This window comes from Peribacillus butanolivorans (assembly GCF_001273755.1).
Taxonomy (GTDB): Bacteria; Bacillota; Bacilli; order Bacillales; family DSM-1321; genus Peribacillus; species Peribacillus butanolivorans.
This window is the reverse complement of sequence record NZ_LGYA01000001.1, coordinates 2,739,320-2,756,839: the sequence shown is the minus strand read 5'-3', so window position 1 is coordinate 2,756,839 and position 17,520 is coordinate 2,739,320. Positions and strand designations below refer to the sequence as shown.

The 17,520-nt window shown below is 37.2% G+C and carries 14 protein-coding genes and 1 pseudogene; 10 read left to right on the top strand and 5 right to left on the bottom strand.

The window, feature by feature from the left end:
• On the bottom strand, nucleotides 1-287 hold a 287-nt coding region (locus AKG34_RS12560; protein WP_161804962.1), incomplete at its 3' end, for a transposase.
• Between the two features lie 306 nt (nucleotides 288-593).
• A complete protein-coding gene (locus AKG34_RS12550) occupies nucleotides 594-1,280 on the bottom strand; it encodes a helix-turn-helix transcriptional regulator (RefSeq protein WP_053346375.1) in 687 nt (228 codons plus the stop codon).
• Between the two features lie 143 nt (nucleotides 1,281-1,423).
• Here AKG34_RS12550 and AKG34_RS12545 point away from each other — a divergent pair, with 143 nt between their 5' ends.
• On the top strand, nucleotides 1,424-2,311 hold the full coding sequence (locus AKG34_RS12545) for a R2-like ligand-binding oxidase (protein WP_053346374.1): 888 nt from the start codon (nucleotides 1,424-1,426) through the stop codon (nucleotides 2,309-2,311).
• A 185-nt stretch (nucleotides 2,312-2,496) separates the two neighbouring features.
• Nucleotides 2,497-2,655, top strand: a complete 159-nt coding sequence (locus tag AKG34_RS27980) for a hypothetical protein (RefSeq protein WP_161804932.1) — start codon at nucleotides 2,497-2,499, stop codon at nucleotides 2,653-2,655.
• A 160-nt stretch (nucleotides 2,656-2,815) separates the two neighbouring features.
• Here the strand turns inward: AKG34_RS27980 and AKG34_RS12540 are convergent, their stop codons facing one another.
• Nucleotides 2,816-3,073, bottom strand: a complete 258-nt coding sequence (locus tag AKG34_RS12540) for an alpha/beta-type small acid-soluble spore protein (protein WP_053346373.1) — start codon at nucleotides 3,071-3,073, stop codon at nucleotides 2,816-2,818.
• A 129-nt stretch (nucleotides 3,074-3,202) separates the two neighbouring features.
• Nucleotides 3,203-4,353 (bottom strand): IS3 family transposase gene (locus AKG34_RS12535; protein WP_407946256.1). Its coding sequence is split into 2 segments (ribosomal slippage): nucleotides 3,203-4,104 and nucleotides 4,104-4,353, totalling 1,152 coding nucleotides; the frame shifts between segments, so codons are not numbered across the junction.
• A 340-nt stretch (nucleotides 4,354-4,693) separates the two neighbouring features.
• On the opposite strand from AKG34_RS12535, the gene AKG34_RS12525 reads away from it, so the two are divergent.
• From AKG34_RS12525 to AKG34_RS12490, 8 genes and pseudogenes are all read left to right on the top strand, one after another.
• Entirely contained in the window at nucleotides 4,694-5,425 is a 732-nt protein-coding gene (locus AKG34_RS12525; RefSeq protein WP_053346370.1) for a YqcI/YcgG family protein, read from the top strand.
• A gap of 312 nt (nucleotides 5,426-5,737) precedes the next feature.
• On the top strand, nucleotides 5,738-6,364 hold the full coding sequence (locus AKG34_RS12520; RefSeq protein WP_083450777.1) for an FMN-dependent NADH-azoreductase: 627 nt from the start codon (nucleotides 5,738-5,740) through the stop codon (nucleotides 6,362-6,364).
• A gap of 120 nt (nucleotides 6,365-6,484) precedes the next feature.
• The gene (gene pepF / locus AKG34_RS12515; protein ID WP_053346368.1) at nucleotides 6,485-8,281 is read left to right on the top strand and encodes an oligoendopeptidase F; all 1,797 of its coding nucleotides are present in this window, start codon (nucleotides 6,485-6,487) and stop codon (nucleotides 8,279-8,281) included.
• Between the two features lie 245 nt (nucleotides 8,282-8,526).
• Nucleotides 8,527-10,773, top strand: coding sequence for an AAA domain-containing protein (locus tag AKG34_RS12510; protein ID WP_053346367.1), 2,247 nt, complete (start codon nucleotides 8,527-8,529; stop codon nucleotides 10,771-10,773).
• Nucleotides 10,774-11,078: 305 nt separating this feature from the next.
• On the top strand, nucleotides 11,079-12,077 hold the full coding sequence (locus AKG34_RS12505; protein WP_053346366.1) for an LLM class flavin-dependent oxidoreductase: 999 nt from the start codon (nucleotides 11,079-11,081) through the stop codon (nucleotides 12,075-12,077).
• A gap of 89 nt (nucleotides 12,078-12,166) precedes the next feature.
• Complete coding sequence (locus tag AKG34_RS12500) at nucleotides 12,167-13,189, top strand: LLM class flavin-dependent oxidoreductase (RefSeq protein ID WP_053346365.1); 1,023 nt, start codon at nucleotides 12,167-12,169, stop codon at nucleotides 13,187-13,189.
• Between the two features lie 105 nt (nucleotides 13,190-13,294).
• Nucleotides 13,295-15,040: an aminodeoxychorismate synthase component I gene (gene pabB, locus AKG34_RS12495; RefSeq protein ID WP_053346364.1), complete on the top strand. Its 1,746-nt coding sequence runs from the start codon at nucleotides 13,295-13,297 to the stop codon at nucleotides 15,038-15,040.
• Between the two features lie 5 nt (nucleotides 15,041-15,045).
• Nucleotides 15,046-15,953, top strand: a pseudogene (locus AKG34_RS12490) (D-serine ammonia-lyase); the annotation flags it as partial.
• Nucleotides 15,954-15,996: 43 nt separating this feature from the next.
• On the opposite strand, the gene pdxR reads toward AKG34_RS12490, so the two are convergent.
• A complete protein-coding gene (pdxR, locus tag AKG34_RS12485; protein ID WP_053346362.1) occupies nucleotides 15,997-17,394 on the bottom strand; it encodes a MocR-like pyridoxine biosynthesis transcription factor PdxR in 1,398 nt (465 codons plus the stop codon).
• Nucleotides 17,395-17,520 lie beyond the last annotated feature (126 nt).

Here is a 17,520-nt window from a genome sequence, read left to right as displayed (position 1 = left end):
CCGTAACCTAAGAACCAACGGTAAGCCATATTTGTTTCAACTTCTTCAATCGTTTTACGCATTGAACGAATACCGAAGGTATATTGAATGAATGTCAGTTTAACTAAAATAACTGGATCGATACTTGGGCGACCTACCTCTGAATACATATCTTTTACCAAATCATAAATGAAAGTGAAGTCAATGGCTGCCTCAATTTTACGAACCATATGGTTCGCTGGCACCAGTTGATCCAAAGTAATCATTTCAAGTTGATCTCGCTGAATAGAATTATGTTTCGAAAGCATCGTCATCACCTCAAGTTTTAATACTCCTATTTTAAAACAAAAAGGACTGTAGGAAAAAGCGGTTAAATCTAATTGTTAAAACAAAGTTGATTGGAACGGAAGGTGCGAGACTCCTGCGGGAAAAGCGCGTCCAAGGGAGACCCCACAGGCGCAAAGGCGCCGAGGAGGCTCCCGGACCGCCCGCGGAAAGCGAGTGCAACGTTCGAATTTTTAAAACCCTTAAAAAAACTGTAGACAAACTCGATTTCCATCGAGTTTGTCTACAGTCTGAAACCTTCTATGAAGGTTTTTTTGTTTTATATTCTTTTAAATAATTATCTTGTGCCGGATAGCGACAGCTACAGCCTCTGTACGATGATTGACTCCTAATTTCCTAATGGCAGAAGAAATATAATCCCTAACAGTGTATTCACTTACCCTCATCTTTGGTGCCATTTGTTTTAACCCTAGACCATTAGCTAAATATTGTAGGACTTCGACTTCACGATTACTAAGAAGGTATGAGGGGGGGGAGGATTCTAAAGTTGTACTGACTGCCAGTTCTAAATAATGGGAAAGCTTCATTAAATCATGCTTTGTAACAGGTTCGTTGGTCTGTATTGGGTCAACTAAAACAAAACCAATAACCATTTCATTGACTATAACCGGAATTACAGCTAATGAAGAGATTGCAAATCTTTTAACGTATTTTGCAGGTATGGATGATTTCGTATGTTTAATTGTTAAATATACTGGTTTGTTATTTATGAGAGCTTGGTGGATGGGGTATATATCATGAATATTTTCTTTGACATGATGTAACGAAATTGTTTCTTTACTTGTGCATGAGTAAATACCTTCACCCATACCACTTAAACAAGAGTAACTGAACAAAGAGGCACGTTGAAATGAAAAAAAATCTACACAGCCCTTTACAATCATTTTGGATTTATTTCTCATATCTTTTTGTATGGAAATATTTTTAACATGATTCAACAAGGTTTCCTCAAGCATTCGACTTTATTCCTCCCTACTTTTTCAGTGATAGGTAAAAACTTACTAATATCTTACAATATAAGGTAGGGCCTTACAAATTTGATTATCTATGCTTAAGTGTTTACAAGTTTACGATTCCCTATTTTAAGGAGGATAAAAAAATGAAAAGAACGAAATTGACGACCAGCAGCCGAAGTTTTAGAGAAGATACCCTTCCGTTTAAACTCTATCAAAAGGCAAAAAAATTCGGTGTATGGAATCCGCGTGACATTAATTTTAGTCAGGATATAGAAGATTGGAAGTCGTTTACTAGTATTGAAAGAGAGGTTTTATTACGGATTATTTCGCTTTTCCAGGGCGGAGAAGAAGCCGTGACATTGGATTTACTTCCGCTTATTATGGCTATAGCAAAGGAAGGTAGAATTGAAGAGGAAATGTACTTAACAACTTTCTTATTCGAGGAAGCAAAGCATATGGAATTTTTCCGTTATACGTTAGATCAAATTGGTGAAACAGGTGATCTAACGGTTTATCATTCAGAAACATACAAATCTATTTTTTACGAAATACTGCCTGAGGCGATGGAGAAACTAATACACGATCAGTCTCCTGAAGCATTGGCGGAAGCGGCCACTGTATATAATATGTTTACCGAGGGAGTGCTTGCTGAAACCGGGTATTTTGGGTTTTATCAGACACTAGAAGACAATAATATGATGCCTGGTTTATTAAAAGGGGTTGGCCTTTTGAAAAAAGATGAATCGCGCCATATTGCATATGGCACTTTTTTGCTACAGAGGATTATCAGTGAGCATCCACATATTTTTAGACAAGTTGAAAAAAGAATGGCAGAACTTGCCCCACTTGCCATCGCGTTAAATATGGAAGGATATGATCGGTTTGGCAATCCATTTGATAATGATAAACATGCTGTTTTAGATTTCACCATGAAACAATTAGCCGTTCGGATGGAAATATTGGCACGGGCCAAGGGTAAGAAAATTGAAGAAATCTATCAAAGTAACGAAAAGGAATATGGAGTTTTGTAAAAAGAATGAAAAATAGGATATGACTGTACGTGATGATATAAAGAAATTTATTCATATAAATAGGTGGTGGATATACAGCGCAATAATTTTTCAAGCAGTTTGGGAATCTTAATCGTTCCTGGCTGCTTTTTATTTTTAGCATTAAAGTCTAATCTATTAACATAAACCACAGGGTGTTTCCAATTATGGTTCTAGAAGTCATTAAAATTATAAAACAATTAAAGGCAGAAGGAACGACAATACTTCTAGTCGAACAAAACCTTGCTATAGCGCTGGAGCTTACTGATTATATTTATATTTTGATTAAAGGTCCGTTGTTTTTGCAGGTACTAATGATCAACTAAACCGAGATGTAATGAATAAATTTTTAACTTAAAATTCATGAAAATCATTTATATATTTGAAATTTGAGCAAAAAGGAGGCGGGGATAAGGAAATGTCCGTCTCCTTCTAAATGTTAAACGTTCTGAGTTTATATTTGTTAAGCAATCGTGATTCAATGAATTAGTTATTGTTTTTTCCTAAGTTTTCCTGAGCCATCTGTATAAGTTCCTTGACCATACCTCCTCCTAACTTTCCACCAATTTTTCCAGCTTGCTTTGATGTCAGTTGACCGTTATAGTCTTTTTTCAGTGGTACGCCAACTTCTTTTGCAACTTCAAACTTTGCATCTTCATGATTCTTCGTACCAGCTACTTTGGCTTTTAAATCATCAAGACCTTTTCTAGCTCCCGCTACTAGGATTTTATTTCTTCTTGTCATATATAATCACTCCTTAGTTTTTAGGTTATCCTAAAGTAAAGAAAATGATCATTAACCTGATTTATTTTAATCTTTTATTTAGGTTCTACTGGATTTGAGTCAATATTTTGGACACTATTAAGTTAAATCTTAAGCTGTATTCCTAATACGATCTTCAATTTCTTGTGGGGTTTGATAGCCCAAGCTGCTGTGAATTCTTTTTCGGTTATACCAACCTTCAATGAATTGGAACATTGCTAATTTAGCTGTTTGATAGTCTAGATATTGTACGTGGTTGACTTCTTCCTTTTTTAATAGGGCATGAAAGGATTCAATACAGGCATTATCGTACGGGCAACCTTTCTGACTAAAGGATTGCTTAATATGATGGTTTTGGATATGTTGAGTAAACTCACTGCTTGTATATTGTGAGCCAAGATCCGTATGAAGAACTAAGCCCTCCGAGGGCTTTTGTGATAAGTGTGCGTTATTGAAAGCTTTTATGACCAGTTCTGTCGTCATTGAACGAGAAAATGAATACCCTACTATTTTCTTAGAATGAAGGTCCAATACCGAAGCTAAATAACACCATCCGTCTTTTAACGTGTGGATATACGTAATATCTGCTACCCATTTCTCATTAATGGTTTGAGTAGTGAAGTCTCGTTTTAGCAAATTATCCAATTGAATAACCTTTTCTTTAGATGGATAGGGACGATATTTTTTCTTAGTAATAGAACGAATTCTCGCTTTGCTCATTAAACGTTGAACACGCTTAAGACTTAGGGAAAAACCCTTGGTTAATAAGCTTTCATGAATCTTTGGAGCCCCATACCGTCCCTTGCTTTCCAAGTAAATGAGATGATTTTCCTTCGTTAGTTCTTTGTTTTCCTGTTCGCGATTTGATACGACTATTTGAAGGGACTGATAATGGCTGCTTCTTGGGATTTCTAATATTTCACACATCTTCTGTACGGGATATTGTTTCTTGTGTTCCTCAATAAATTCGGTAAGATCTGTCTCGGTTACTTTTTCGCGAATATGGCCATAGCCTTTTTTAAGATTTCAACTTCTTGCTTTAACCGAAGGTTTTCCTTCTGAATGGCGGCTAATTCCTTTGGAGTCATGGAATCTTCCCCTAAACCGATAGGAGTAAATTCCTTAACCCATTTATAAATGGTAACTTCTGATACCCCATATTCGCCGCTTAATTCTTTGACCGAATTACCCGAGTGATAAAGATCTACAATAGTCTTCTTGAATTCATTATTATATTTTTTACCTGTATTCTTTCGTTCCAAGACGGACACATCCTCTCAAAAATCATTGTAAGGACTTAACTAAAATGTGTCCATGAAACTATACTAACTCCACTACTTTGTATTTCCCTTAACATTACAGGGAGATTTGCTTTAGCTTGATTTCTAGGAGTTTTTGCCACAGACCAGTCCATTATAATAATTCATGAGATTGGATTCACTCTGCTTTTTTGCAGACTAGCTCAGGCTGATACAGATGAAATCAAAAAAATTTGAATCTATTGCAGCATCTTTTAATATGACGAGAGAATAAGCTGTTATGGACGTTTATTTTATCAAATTCTGGGTATAAGATAGTATATCAATTTGAAGGAGAAAAGAGATGCTGACTGCGAATTCATGTTTGTTAACGAAAGAAGATATGAAAAATCCTGATCGAGTACCTCTATGGTTAATCAAGGAATATCAAACTTTCCACAATACGGTGATGGATAAAACATTTCCTTGTTATTTTGGTATGAACGCGGAAAAAAAAGGTGAGCTTCGTTATGCATATATTACACAGGAAGATTGGTCCAATCTCCCAAAAGCTGTGGAAAGCTTTCTAGACTTATTCCAGGAACCTCCATATGTCAGACATGGTTTGTTTGTTTTTATGGAGCCAGAAAAGCAAGAAGGAGATTTAGAATTATATCGAAAACGATTTTGGGATATCCTTCAGTATCTTCATATAAATGATAAGAAACCTTGGCCAAATGAAAAGCCAAAAGATCCGGATCATTATTTATGGGATTACCATTTTGCAGGGGAACCAATTTTTATCTTTGGTAATGCACCTGCATATAAACAGCGTAAAACCCGTGATTTAGGAAATAGTCTTGTACTGGGCTTCCAACCCCGAATGATCTTTGAAGGATTAGAAGGTACAGAAAAAGGCGGAATCATGTCACGTGAAAAGGTGCGTGAACGAGTAGAAAAATGGGATAATCTCCCGAAACATCCGGATATCAGCCACTTTGGCGATGTAAATCATAATGAATGGAAACAATTTTTTATTGGTGATGATATTGAACCGATAAAAGGAAAATGTCCTTTCAATCATAAAGAGTTATAAACGAGAGTATTTGCTCTCGTTTATTTATTTGCTCTTTTCTTCTATATTATATGCTTGTAACTGTTAAAAAGGGGATTTAGAAAGTTCACCATGACTCTAGAACTCCGATATTTATTTCTTTATATGTCTGTAAAGTATCTAAAACACAAAATATAGTATATAACCCTTAAAACATATATCTTGTTTTATTTTATTAACACAATTATAATGTGTATGTAGGAATTGCAGTTACTTCGAGATATCTTGATTAAATATTTTGATTAAAACTGTGCTATTCACATACACATATTAATTACAATTGGGGGAACCAACATGTCTAAAGTATTATTAATCAAAGCAAACGACCGTCCAGCAGAGCAAGCAATCAGCGTGAAAATGTATGAATCGTTTTTAAGCACATATAAAGAAGCAAATCCTAACGATGAAATTACTGAATTGGATTTATTCAAACTCAACCTACCATATTACGGAAACACAGCAATTACAGCGATATTCAAACGTAACCAAGGTATGGAATTGACTGAAGAAGAATCAAAAGAAGCGGATAACGTGCAACAATACTTGAACCAGTTTCTTGCTGCTGATAAAGTAGTATTTGCATTCCCATTATGGAACGCTACGGTACCGGCTCCTCTTGTAACATATATTTCTTATCTTGCTCAAGCAGGTACAACATTTAAATATACTGAGGAAGGCCCAGTTGGTCTTATTCCTGAGAAAAAAGTGGCTGTACTTAATGCTCGTGGTTCAGATTATGCTTTACCAGGAATGGATGCTGCTGAAATGGCAGTGAAATTTGTAACAATGAATCTAAACCTATGGGGGATAACGAATCCAGAAACAGTTGTTATCGAAGGGCACAATCAATATCCAGACCGCACACAAGACATTATTGCTGAAGGATTGGCGAAAGTTGTAGAAGCTGCAGCTAAATTCTAATTATATTTTATGTAATAACCAGTATGTATTTTTAGCATACTGGTTTTTTTATGCAGATTTTTCTGAAAGTCGCTTATAATAGAGGGTAAGCCTATAAGTATGAAAGGAAGTGCCAATAAAATGCAAACGTACAAAACACGTGACGAAATCAAAGGGGAAGAAACTTGGAATCTAAATGATATTTACGATAACAAGGATAAATGGGAAAAGGATTATCAAGAAGTCCTTAAGATGACAGAAAAATTAAAAACCTATGATGGACAAATTCAGACAGCTCAAGACTTGTTTGAGTATTTAAGGTTAAGTGAGGAACTTGGTTACATTTATAATAAACTCTATGTATTTGCAATGCTGCAAACAGATTTGGATACAAGGGTTACTTCATCACAGGCTTTGCTTGATCGGGCAAGTCAGTTAGGTCAGAAAATTAGCAATGCTTCTGCATTTTTCATGCCATTTCTTTTAAGCCTAGAAGAAAAAACGCTAAAAGGGTACATAAAGGAAATCGAGGGTTTGAAATATTTTGAAGAAGATTTACTGGATTCTTATCGCTATAAAACCCATGTGTTAACGAAAGAACAGGAAGAGGTCCTTTCCCAAATAGGTGAAGCCTTTTCAGCACCACAAAAAACATTCGGGATGATCAACAATGCTGACATTAAGTTTGGAGAAGTGACAAATGAAGACGGCGAAAAAGTAGAGCTGACCCGAGGATTATATTCAAAATTGATTGAAGATGACAATCGTGATATTCGAAAAGAGGCATACATTGCGTATTATCAGCCATATGTACAACTGAAAAATACGATTGCTTCAACACTTTCAACAGCAATCAAGAATAACGTGAATCTCTCTAAACTAAGGAACTACCCTTCTGCCTTAGAAAAATCATTGTTCGGTGATCAAGTTCCAAAAGAGGTATATGATAACTTAATTATGTCTACTAAACAAAATATAGGACCGATGCATAAATACATCCAGCTGCGGAAAGACCTTTTGGGTGTAAATGAATTGCGTGCATACGATTTAAGTGTGCCATTGGTCGAAGGTGCAAAAGAAGAAATATCATATGATGACAGTTTTGCTTTAATGATTGAGGCGTTGAAACCGCTGGGTGAAGAATATACTTCTATCTTAAAAACCTTTAAAGAAAATCGCTATATTGATGTCAGAGAAACACCTGGAAAACGGTCTGGGGCTTACAACTTAGGACTTTATGGTGTTCATCCATTTATCTTACTAAATCACCGTGATGATCTTGACAGCGTATTTACACTTGCGCATGAATCTGGCCATGGAATGCATTCATACTATAGCTCAAAATATCAACCGCAAATAACAGCAAGCTATTCCATTTTTGTAGCGGAAGTGGCTTCTACGGTGAATGAAATTCTGCTGATTCGCCATTTAATTAATACAACAAAAGACGTTCAAAAGAAAAAGCACTTACTTAACCATTTTATCGATAGCTTTAAGGGAACTTTCTTCACACAGGTGATGTTCGCAGAATTTGAAAAGATCGTTCACGAGAAGGCAGAAAATGATGAACCACTAAATGCCGAGGTGTTTAACACAGCTTATGAAACAATTTTCCGAACATATAATGGTGATGAAATAATTTTCGATGAAGAAGTGAAGTATGGCTGGTCACGCATTCCGCATTTTTATCGTCCATTTTATGTGTATAAATATGCTACAGGTTACGTTTCAGCTATTACAATTGCAGATAAAATTCTTTCCGGAGATCAAAAAACCCTCGAAAGTTATTTGACCTTCTTGAAAAGCGGCAGTTCTGAATTCCCGTTAGAACTGCTCAAGAAAACAGGCGTAGATTTAACTAAACCTGAGCCTATTGAAAATGCTATGAGGATTTTCAGTGATTTAGTAGAACAATTCACAGAGCTGACAAAGGGCTAATGTAAACCATTTCTTCCAAAAGAGCCCATGGTATGATGAAATAAAAAATGCTATAGTAAGACTATTGGCAAATGAGAGGCCCAATCTTTTGATTGGGCCTTATTTTATATGTTAAAGAAGAGATATTGTCACGAGGCAGGTTTTACATAAAAAGCCTAGAGCCTTGGTTATTCATCGCAATAGCGCCTATCTAATGGGCCAGTTCTTTATACATCCAAAGGCATATTTTGTGAGGAAAGTGAAAAATGAATTCAACGGTTAACTATATAAAAGAATGGCAACAGGCACTTCAACTTGAAATTTTGCATTTAAAAAAATACGGAAGCACAAAATATCTTGTTTCGAATGGCCATTTACTTACAAGTGATGGTTCTTTCACCTACTATTTTGAAACAAGCTCCTCGATAAAAATTCCTGTAGGTTCCATTATTCGATTGGAATGGGGAGGAATAAAACAGGATGGGAGGGTCTTATCATCTGAAGGGAAAAGTATAATCATCGCTTTTGAACGATCATTAGGTGATTTAATCGGGGAAGCTTATTTATACCATGATCCCTGGGAATTACTAGAACAATTGATTACCCGTCTAGATGAAATCAAGAGAAGCAAAAAGAAAAGGCTACGGATTAAGCGTCTTATGGATCCATCTATGCCCCAAAAACATCCGGTAAATGAAAAACAAAGCAGTGTAAAAGAATTATATGCACGTTCAAAATTTAATCCTGTCACTTTTGTCTGGGGACCTCCAGGAACAGGAAAGACTTATACATTGGCACGTACGGTTGCAAATCATTATTTCCAAGATAAAAATATCCTGGTGCTGTCACATAGCAATCAAGCTGTAGATGTACTGATGGCTGAAATCTCTACATTTATTAAAAAGAAAGACCGTTTCCATGAAGGAGATGTGCTTCGCTATGGTTCACAAATAGGTGATTCTCTAGCGATCCATGATGATATTGTTACAGGTCAACTATTAGGGAAGCATGAACCGGACTTGATGAAAGAAAAAGAGCAACTTGCAGAAGAAAAGCGGTTGTTAAAGCAGGATTTAGCTGGTTCATTTAGCAAAAGAGATACCGATCAATTAATTGAATTAGAAAAAAAATTAGCTAAAGTATTAGAGAAAATTCGTCAAAAAGAGATGCTACTTGTGAAAGAGGCTAAAATTATTGGAATGACCTTGGCTAAAGCTGCTAGCGATGAAACGGTATACCAAAAAGAATATGATCTAATCATTTTGGACGAAGCCAGCATGGCTTACGTACCGCAAGTAGCTTTTGCGGCAGCCTTATCCAAACATATTATCGTTTGCGGTGATTTCAAACAATTGCCACCAATTGCTTCTGCACGTGACTCTCTAGTGAAACTTTGGCTGAAAGAAGACATCTTTCATCGCGCGGGGGTTGCACAATCAGTAGAAGAGGGGGAACTTCATCCTCATTTATTTCTCTTAAAAGAACAGCGCCGAATGCATCCAGAAATTTCGGCATTTACGAATCGGGTTGTCTATAACAATTTTGTTGGAGACCATGAAAGTGTTTTGACAAGTAGAGATAGCATAAGATCAGCGGAACCGTTTGCAAATCAGGCAGCTGCACTTGTCGATACAAGCTTTTCAGGTGAATATTGCATGACGGAACGCACTTCCCATTCGAGAATGAACCCATGGCAGTTGCTTTTGTCCTTTCAGCTGATTCATGAATCGTATGTTGGCGGTGCCCGATCCATTGGTTATGTTGCTCCTTATCGTGCCCAGGCTAACTTGATGGAAAAACTTTTGGATGACTTGTATAGTCAAGAAAGGCAAACAGCAGACATCATAGCTGCAACTGTACATCGTTTCCAAGGCAGTGAAAGGGATGTCATGATTTTTGACACGGTTGATAGTTATCCGCAAAATCGTGCAGGAATGTTGTTGACCGGAAGAGAAAGTGAAAGGCTAATAAATGTGGCGATAACAAGGACCAAAGGGAAGTTCGTACATGTTTGTGATACTTCTTTTGTTAATAAGCATGTTTATCGTAGCAAAACACTTCGTCAGCTTGTTGATCATCAAATCCAAAACGGACAGATGATCGCAAAGAAAGATATTGGAAAATGGGTGAAACTTCAGCATCCCCGACTACAATGGATGCATGCCCGTAAGTTGGACAACTTATTAGCAGATATAGATTCCTCTAAACAAGAAATTATTGTGGCCGTGCCAGACTTTAAAAATTTGTCAGAGGAATGGAAGCTGATTCTAATGAAAAGAGACCCTGAAGTCAAATTGACTATCATTTCAGGGAATAGAAATCCGGAAATTTTTACAGATTATTTCATTTATATGCCAGTTTCCTTCTCTTTTATTATCATCGATGGTCATGTTGTCTGGTTAGGCTTGCCTGTAGAATCGAATAATCGAGTGCAACCTCCCTTTGTAGCGGCTCGATTGGATTCACCTATTATTGCAGAAGAAATCTTATCTCAGTTTAAAAAAAATGAATAATTTAAAGGAAAGGCCCTATAGGGTCTTTCTATTTTTTTATTCAATAAATATTTCTTAAAACATCTCGTTAGAATATATGGTAAAAACAAATCGGGTTCCATCTATAAGAGTAATAAAAAATGTATATTTAAAAAATAACCTCGTTAGAATTTACAATTCACTCCTATTTACCAATCCAGAATATCCACTTATTATTTCAGCTAAGAGTTACAAACTAAACTAACAACAAGCGTATTAGGCGACATTTTATAGTCAATGTTTTACGATTATATAACTAAGAGAGAAATGAGAAGAAGGGAACCCTAATGAAGCTAAGCATTTTAGATCAATCACCAATCGCATCCGGTCAAACCGCGCAGCAGGCATTGAACGATTCACTTTTACTCGCACAAGAGGGAGATAGACTTGGCTATTGCAGGGTTTGGTTTACGGAACATCATGATTTACCAGGATTAGCCTGTTCAGCTCCGGAGGTGTTGATAAGCTATATTGGTGCGCAAACAAAAAACATTCGAATTGGAGCAGGGGCTGTGTTGCTTCCGCATTACAAGCCATATCGCGTTGCAGAGACCTATAATATGCTTGCAACACTTTTTCCGGGCCGAATTGATATCGGCATAGGACGTGCTCCAGGAGGATCGGCAGAAGCGACTATGGCATTATCCGATAATTATCTGCAAAATGTATACAAAATGCCTGACCTCGTAAAGGAACTATTGTATTTTCTTCGAGAGAAATTTCCAAAAGATCACCTTTTTGAAAATACTTCTGCTGCACCAATCCCAAAAATTCCACCTGTACCATGGGTACTTGGAACAAGTGAAAAAAGTGCAAAACTCGCGGCGGAAAATGGGGTTTCTTATGCATTCGGTGAATTCATGAGCGACAATGATGGGATTAAGAGTCTTCAGTATTATCGTGAACATTTTCAAGCAAAAGGGATCCTGAAAGCGCCTAAAACAATATTAACGGTTTCGGCCCTTTGTGCCGAAACCGAGGAACAAGCGAAAGAGATAGCTCTAAGCAATACACTCTGGAAAATCCAAAGTGGCTTTGGGGAAAGAAAAATGGTCCCAAGTATAGAAGAGGCGAGGGAGTATGCATGGAATGCAAAAGAAAAAGAACTGAAGGGAAAGATGGATGAAAAAATGATTATGGGCACACCTTCAAAAGTAAAGCACCAGCTCTTGGAGTTACAGGAGAAATATCAAGCAGATGAAATCATGCTTATTACTATAACTCATAAGTTGGAGGACCGTCTGAAGTCGTATCGTTTGATTGCTAAGGAACTTCTGCTCAATTAATCAGGTAGAGCATTTTGTGTGCAATTTATCTGCATTTTCTATATGATGACTTTGCGTCCAATTAATCATAATTGAAAGAAGTTGAAGATATGAATGCTGATCAGCCTGCAAAAAAACTTAGAGACATTTCTTTTTCCGTACTGGACCTAGCTTCTATTGTCGAGGGTGGTACAGTATCAGCAGCCTTTAAAAATACAGTAGATTTAGCTCAGCATGTGGAGAAATGGAATTATAACCGTTTCTGGGTAGCAGAACACCATAGCATGCCTGGAATCGCTAGCTCTGCAACCTCTGTGTTAATCGGTTATGTTGCTGGAAGGACAGAAAAAATACGTGTGGGTTCTGGGGGCATAATGCTTCCAAATCATGCACCACTCGTCATCGCAGAACAATTTGGAACGTTAGAAGCTATGTATCCTGGTAGAATAGATTTAGGACTAGGTCGTGCTCCAGGAAGTGACCAATATACTGCAATGGCTCTCCGTGGCGATGTCCGTAATAATGGCCAAGATTTTCCTGAGCAGTTAGCGCAACTCCGCAGCTATTTAGATGCTGATTCAAAACATAATCGAGTCCGTGCTATTCCTGGTGAAGGGCAAGATATCCCGATTTGGCTGCTTGGTTCAAGTGGCTTCAGTGCGGCTCTATCAGCACAGCTGGGATTACCATTTTCATTTGCAAGCCATTTTTCACCTGAAAATACTCAACCGGCTTTAGCACGTTATCGTAATAATTTTCAGCCATCCGACGTTTTAGATAAGCCGTATGTGATGGTCGGTGTCAATGTATTTGCAGCGGATACTACTGAAGAAGCACAAAGAATTGCTACCTCTTATCAGCAGCAATTTTTAAACTTGATTCGAAATACACCTGGACAAATGGCTCCGCCAGTTGATACGATGGAAGGTATTTGGACAGAATATGAAAAAGCCATTGTCATGAAACAACTGAACGCTTCTATTGTCGGAAACCCGAAAGAAGTTGAAGAACAATTACAGACCTTTTTAGATGAAACTCAGGCGGATGAAATGATTATTAACTCTGCCATTTATGATCATAACGCACGCCTTCGTTCCTATGAAATCATTGCAGAAGTTACTGGAATGAAATAAGTGTAAATGTGAATGAGCTTGCAGATTATGTGTCTGCAAGCTCATTTTCAATTACATACCATATCTAATTACTTAGAATCTTATAAATATAGTAAGGAGAGAAGCATGAAACAGGAAGAACCTTTATCACTATTATTTCACTTCACAGATAAACAAGATGTTAAAAAACCGTTATATTTTACGGAACCGAAAGAAGTTTTTATCGCCCATTCTATACAGGATGTCCTCCCTCAATTCCAAAAGGTCCAGGCAGCAATCGAGCAGGGATTTTATGCAGCAGGCTATGTATCTTATGAAGCCGCGCCTGCTTTTGAAAAGTCTTTTAAAGTAAAAGAAGGAGCAAAAATGCCGTTATTGTGGTTCGGTATCTTTGATAAACCGGAAGAGTTCCCGGGAAAAATAACTGGTTCATTTCAATTAAATGATTGGGAATCAGAAACGGATTCCCATACATATCATTCTGGGTTTCAAACGATAAAAGCTGAAATCGAGAAAGGCAATTCCTATCAAGTGAATTATACGATGCGATTGCAATCCATGTTCGAGGGGGATGACTTTGCTTTCTATGATCGGCTAAAGAGAGCACAACGATCGAACTATAGTGCTTATTTGAATATCGGGACACATCGAATTCTGTCGGCTTCTCCCGAGTTATTTTTCCGTTTGGAGGATGGTCAGCTAATTACTCGTCCAATGAAAGGGACAGTCAAGCGTGGGATTACCGTGAAAACGGATCAGGCAAATGCGGACTGGTTAGCATGTTCTGAAAAAAATCAGGCTGAGAATTTAATGATTGTTGATTTGCTCAGGAATGACCTAGGAATGATTGCTGAACAAGGGAGCGTTCAGGTACCGAAACTTAAGGAAATTGAAAAGTACCCGACTGTGTGGCAAATGACATCAACCATCACAGCTAAAACGAAACCAAAAACAACGATTATTGATATATTCAAGGCGCTTTTTCCCTGTGGATCGATAACAGGAGCACCGAAAATCAAAACGATGGAAATTATCACTGAACTTGAGAATTCTCCACGTGAAGTGTATTGCGGTGCAATCGGCTTTATTACCCCGGAATGTGAAGCAGTTTTCAATGTACCTATTCGGACGGTTGTTATCGAAAAGGAAACAGGAAAAGCTGAATATGGGGTAGGAGGGGGAATAACCTGGGATTCTGTCTTACTTGAGGAGTATGATGAAGCCTTTTTAAAGGCTAAATTATTGTCAGAGGAAAGACCTACCTATCAGCTGTTAGAATCGATTAAGCTTGAAGATGGCCAGTATTTTTTATTGGATGAGCATATTGATAGAATGATGCAGTCAGCTGGATACTTTGACTATCAGTTTTCTGAAACAGAACTTAGAAATAAGCTCCAAAAATATGCAGATTCACATTATGATTCGATGCAAAAAGTACGGGTTCTGCTTTTTGAAAATGGAGATTTTGAAGTTTCAGGACAAATAATCAAGACAATGGAAGCAGAAATTTCAGCTATCATAGCCGAAAGTCCAATATCAACTGAAAATCCATTTCTCTATCATAAGACGACTAACCGGGAAGTTTATGAAAAATTTCAAACTAGGCACCCTGAGTTCTATGACGTTTTACTTTGGAATGAACAAGGTTATATTACAGAGTTCACGAACGGAAATGTAGTAGTAAAGATAAATGGAGATCTGTTCACCCCTCCAGTAGAATCAGGATTGCTTGCAGGGACTTTCCGTCAGGAGCTATTAAGGAAGAAAGAAATAAAAGAAAAATTAATAACAAAGGCTGATCTTCATAATGCTGAGGAAGTTTGGTTTATTAATAGTGTGCGAAGAGGATTAAAAGTGAATCTTACATTTTAAACCAGCAATCAGATAATTATGAGATACTTGCAAGTGATAAATTCAAAGAGTTATTTTCACATTATTCCATTGCGGTTGGTTCGACTGGAAATCTAGGACTGAGCATTGGGATAATTAGTGCCGCCTTGGATTTAAGGTTACTGTACATATGTCGGCAGATGCCAAGCAGTGGAAAAAAGATAAACTAAGAAACCTTGGTGTCATTGTAAAGGAATATGAAGACGATTACAGTAAAGCCGTCGAAGAAGGGCGAAAAGAAGCATCTCTTGACCCAAATTGCCATTTTATTGATGATGAAAATTCAAAAGATTTGTTGCTAGGCTATGCGACAGCTGCAACACGTCTGAAAAATCAATTAAAAGGAATGTCGATCTCGGTTGACGAAGATCATCCTTTATTTGTTTACTTACCATGCGGAGTAGGTGGTGGCCCCGGCGGTATAACATATGGGCTAAAATTGGCCTTCGAAAACGATGTCCATTGCTTTTTTGCAGAGCCAACACATTCGCCATGTATGTTGCTTGGATTGGCAACGGAACTTCATGACAAAGTCTCGGTACAGGATTTTGGAATTGATAACAAAACGGAAGCAGATGGACTAGCGGTCGGAAGGTCATCTGAATTAGTTTCTAGTATGATGACATCAATTCTAAGCGGCAGCTATACAATACAGGATAAAAGATTATTTGACTTGCTTCGAGAACTGGCTGAGACAGAAGGATATTATTTAGAGCCATCTGCCCTCGCAGGAGTATATGGACCAGTTCAATTGTTCAGTAGCGAAGAGGGAAAACAATATCTCAAGGATCAAAAACTTCAAGAAAAAATGAAACAGTCCACACATATTATTTGGGCTACAGGTGGCAGCATGGTACCAAAGGTCATGATGGAAGAATATTTAACTAAAAGTTAAAAAAGAAAAAGGAAGTTTACAATTGTGAACTTCCTTTTTCTTATTAAAACCCCCAGGAGTTCAATAAAAGATGAATAGCTTTTTCCAATTCTGCTTCAGGTATCCCTGCAAAGCCTAATATAATTTTAGGAGGATGTTCATCTATTTTCTCAATGGAATAAGTGGAAAGTCCGTATATTTTAATGTCGTCATCAGCCGCTTTTTGAATTAGTGTTTGTTCATCCATCCCATTTTTCACGGTGAGAACAATATGCAGTCCTGATCGTTCACCAATGATTGATATTTGTTGATGATAGGGTTTAATCAAATCAATCACTTTTTCTAATTTACGGCGGTAAACTTTCCTCATACGATTTAAATGTTTTTCAAAATCTCCCTCCCTCATAAACTCTGTTAAAACATGTTGGTCAATCCTTGATACGGTTGAATGGTAGAAAGATAATTCCTCTTGATACCTCTGTAACAACGGAGCTGGAAGAACCATATAACTGATACGAATTGAAGGCATCAATGATTTGGAAAACGATCCTAAGTAAATCACTTTTTCTCCAACATCCATACTTTGTAAAGAAGGAATCGTTTTTCCACTATAACGAAATTCACTATCATAATCGTCTTCGATAATATATCTATTTGCTGCCCCTTGGGCCCAATTCAACAATCGTGTACGTCTGTTAACAGACAGAATCGTTCCATAGGGGAAGTGATGGGAAGGGGTTACATAAACTACATCAATTGAAGACTGCTCAATAGGGTTGACCTTCACCCCTTCTTCATCAACTTCTAATGGATATACATCATTTGGATAGCTACGTAAAATACGATAAATCAAGTGATAACCGGGATCTTCGACTCCGTATATGGTGGTTTTATCAAAAAGAAGAACAAGCTGCTGTAGTAAAATTTCCAGTCCCGCACCAATGATAATCTGTTCAGGGACACATTGGACTCCACGAGCATGATATAGATAGTGGGCAATTTCACAACGTAATTCATATTCACCTTGAGAATCTCCCAGTAAAAGAAGGTCTTGATGAGAATCATCGATTTTATTTTTAATATACTTTCGCCATTTTTCAAATGGAAAGTTCTCAGTATCAATTTGGCTTGGGTGAAAATGATAGAGCAATTCCCTTCCTTTATTATCATTCTGTTCTAAGGGAACATTGTCAGTTTGAGTATACTCTAAATCCTCAAATGTTTGTATGTAGTATCCCTTTCTAGGAATAACTTCAACGTATCCTTCAGCAGTTAATTGTTCATAGGCAGTCTCGACGGTATTTTGACTAATCTGCAGAAACTCCGCTAATTTTCGCTTCGATGGCAGCTTCGTTCCAAAGAGAAGACGTCCATCAATTATCTCTTTTTTAATATGCGAATATAATTGTTCGTATAATGGTTCTTCACTCATACGATTTAAGTTACAAGTTAACATATTCATTTTGCTTCCGCCTTTTTTAAATAATTCGTATCTGAACCCATTAAATTATTGAAAACTGATACTTTCAATACGGTCATCTATTTTTTATACTAATTAACAAATCTAAAAAATGCAAATATTAGGGGG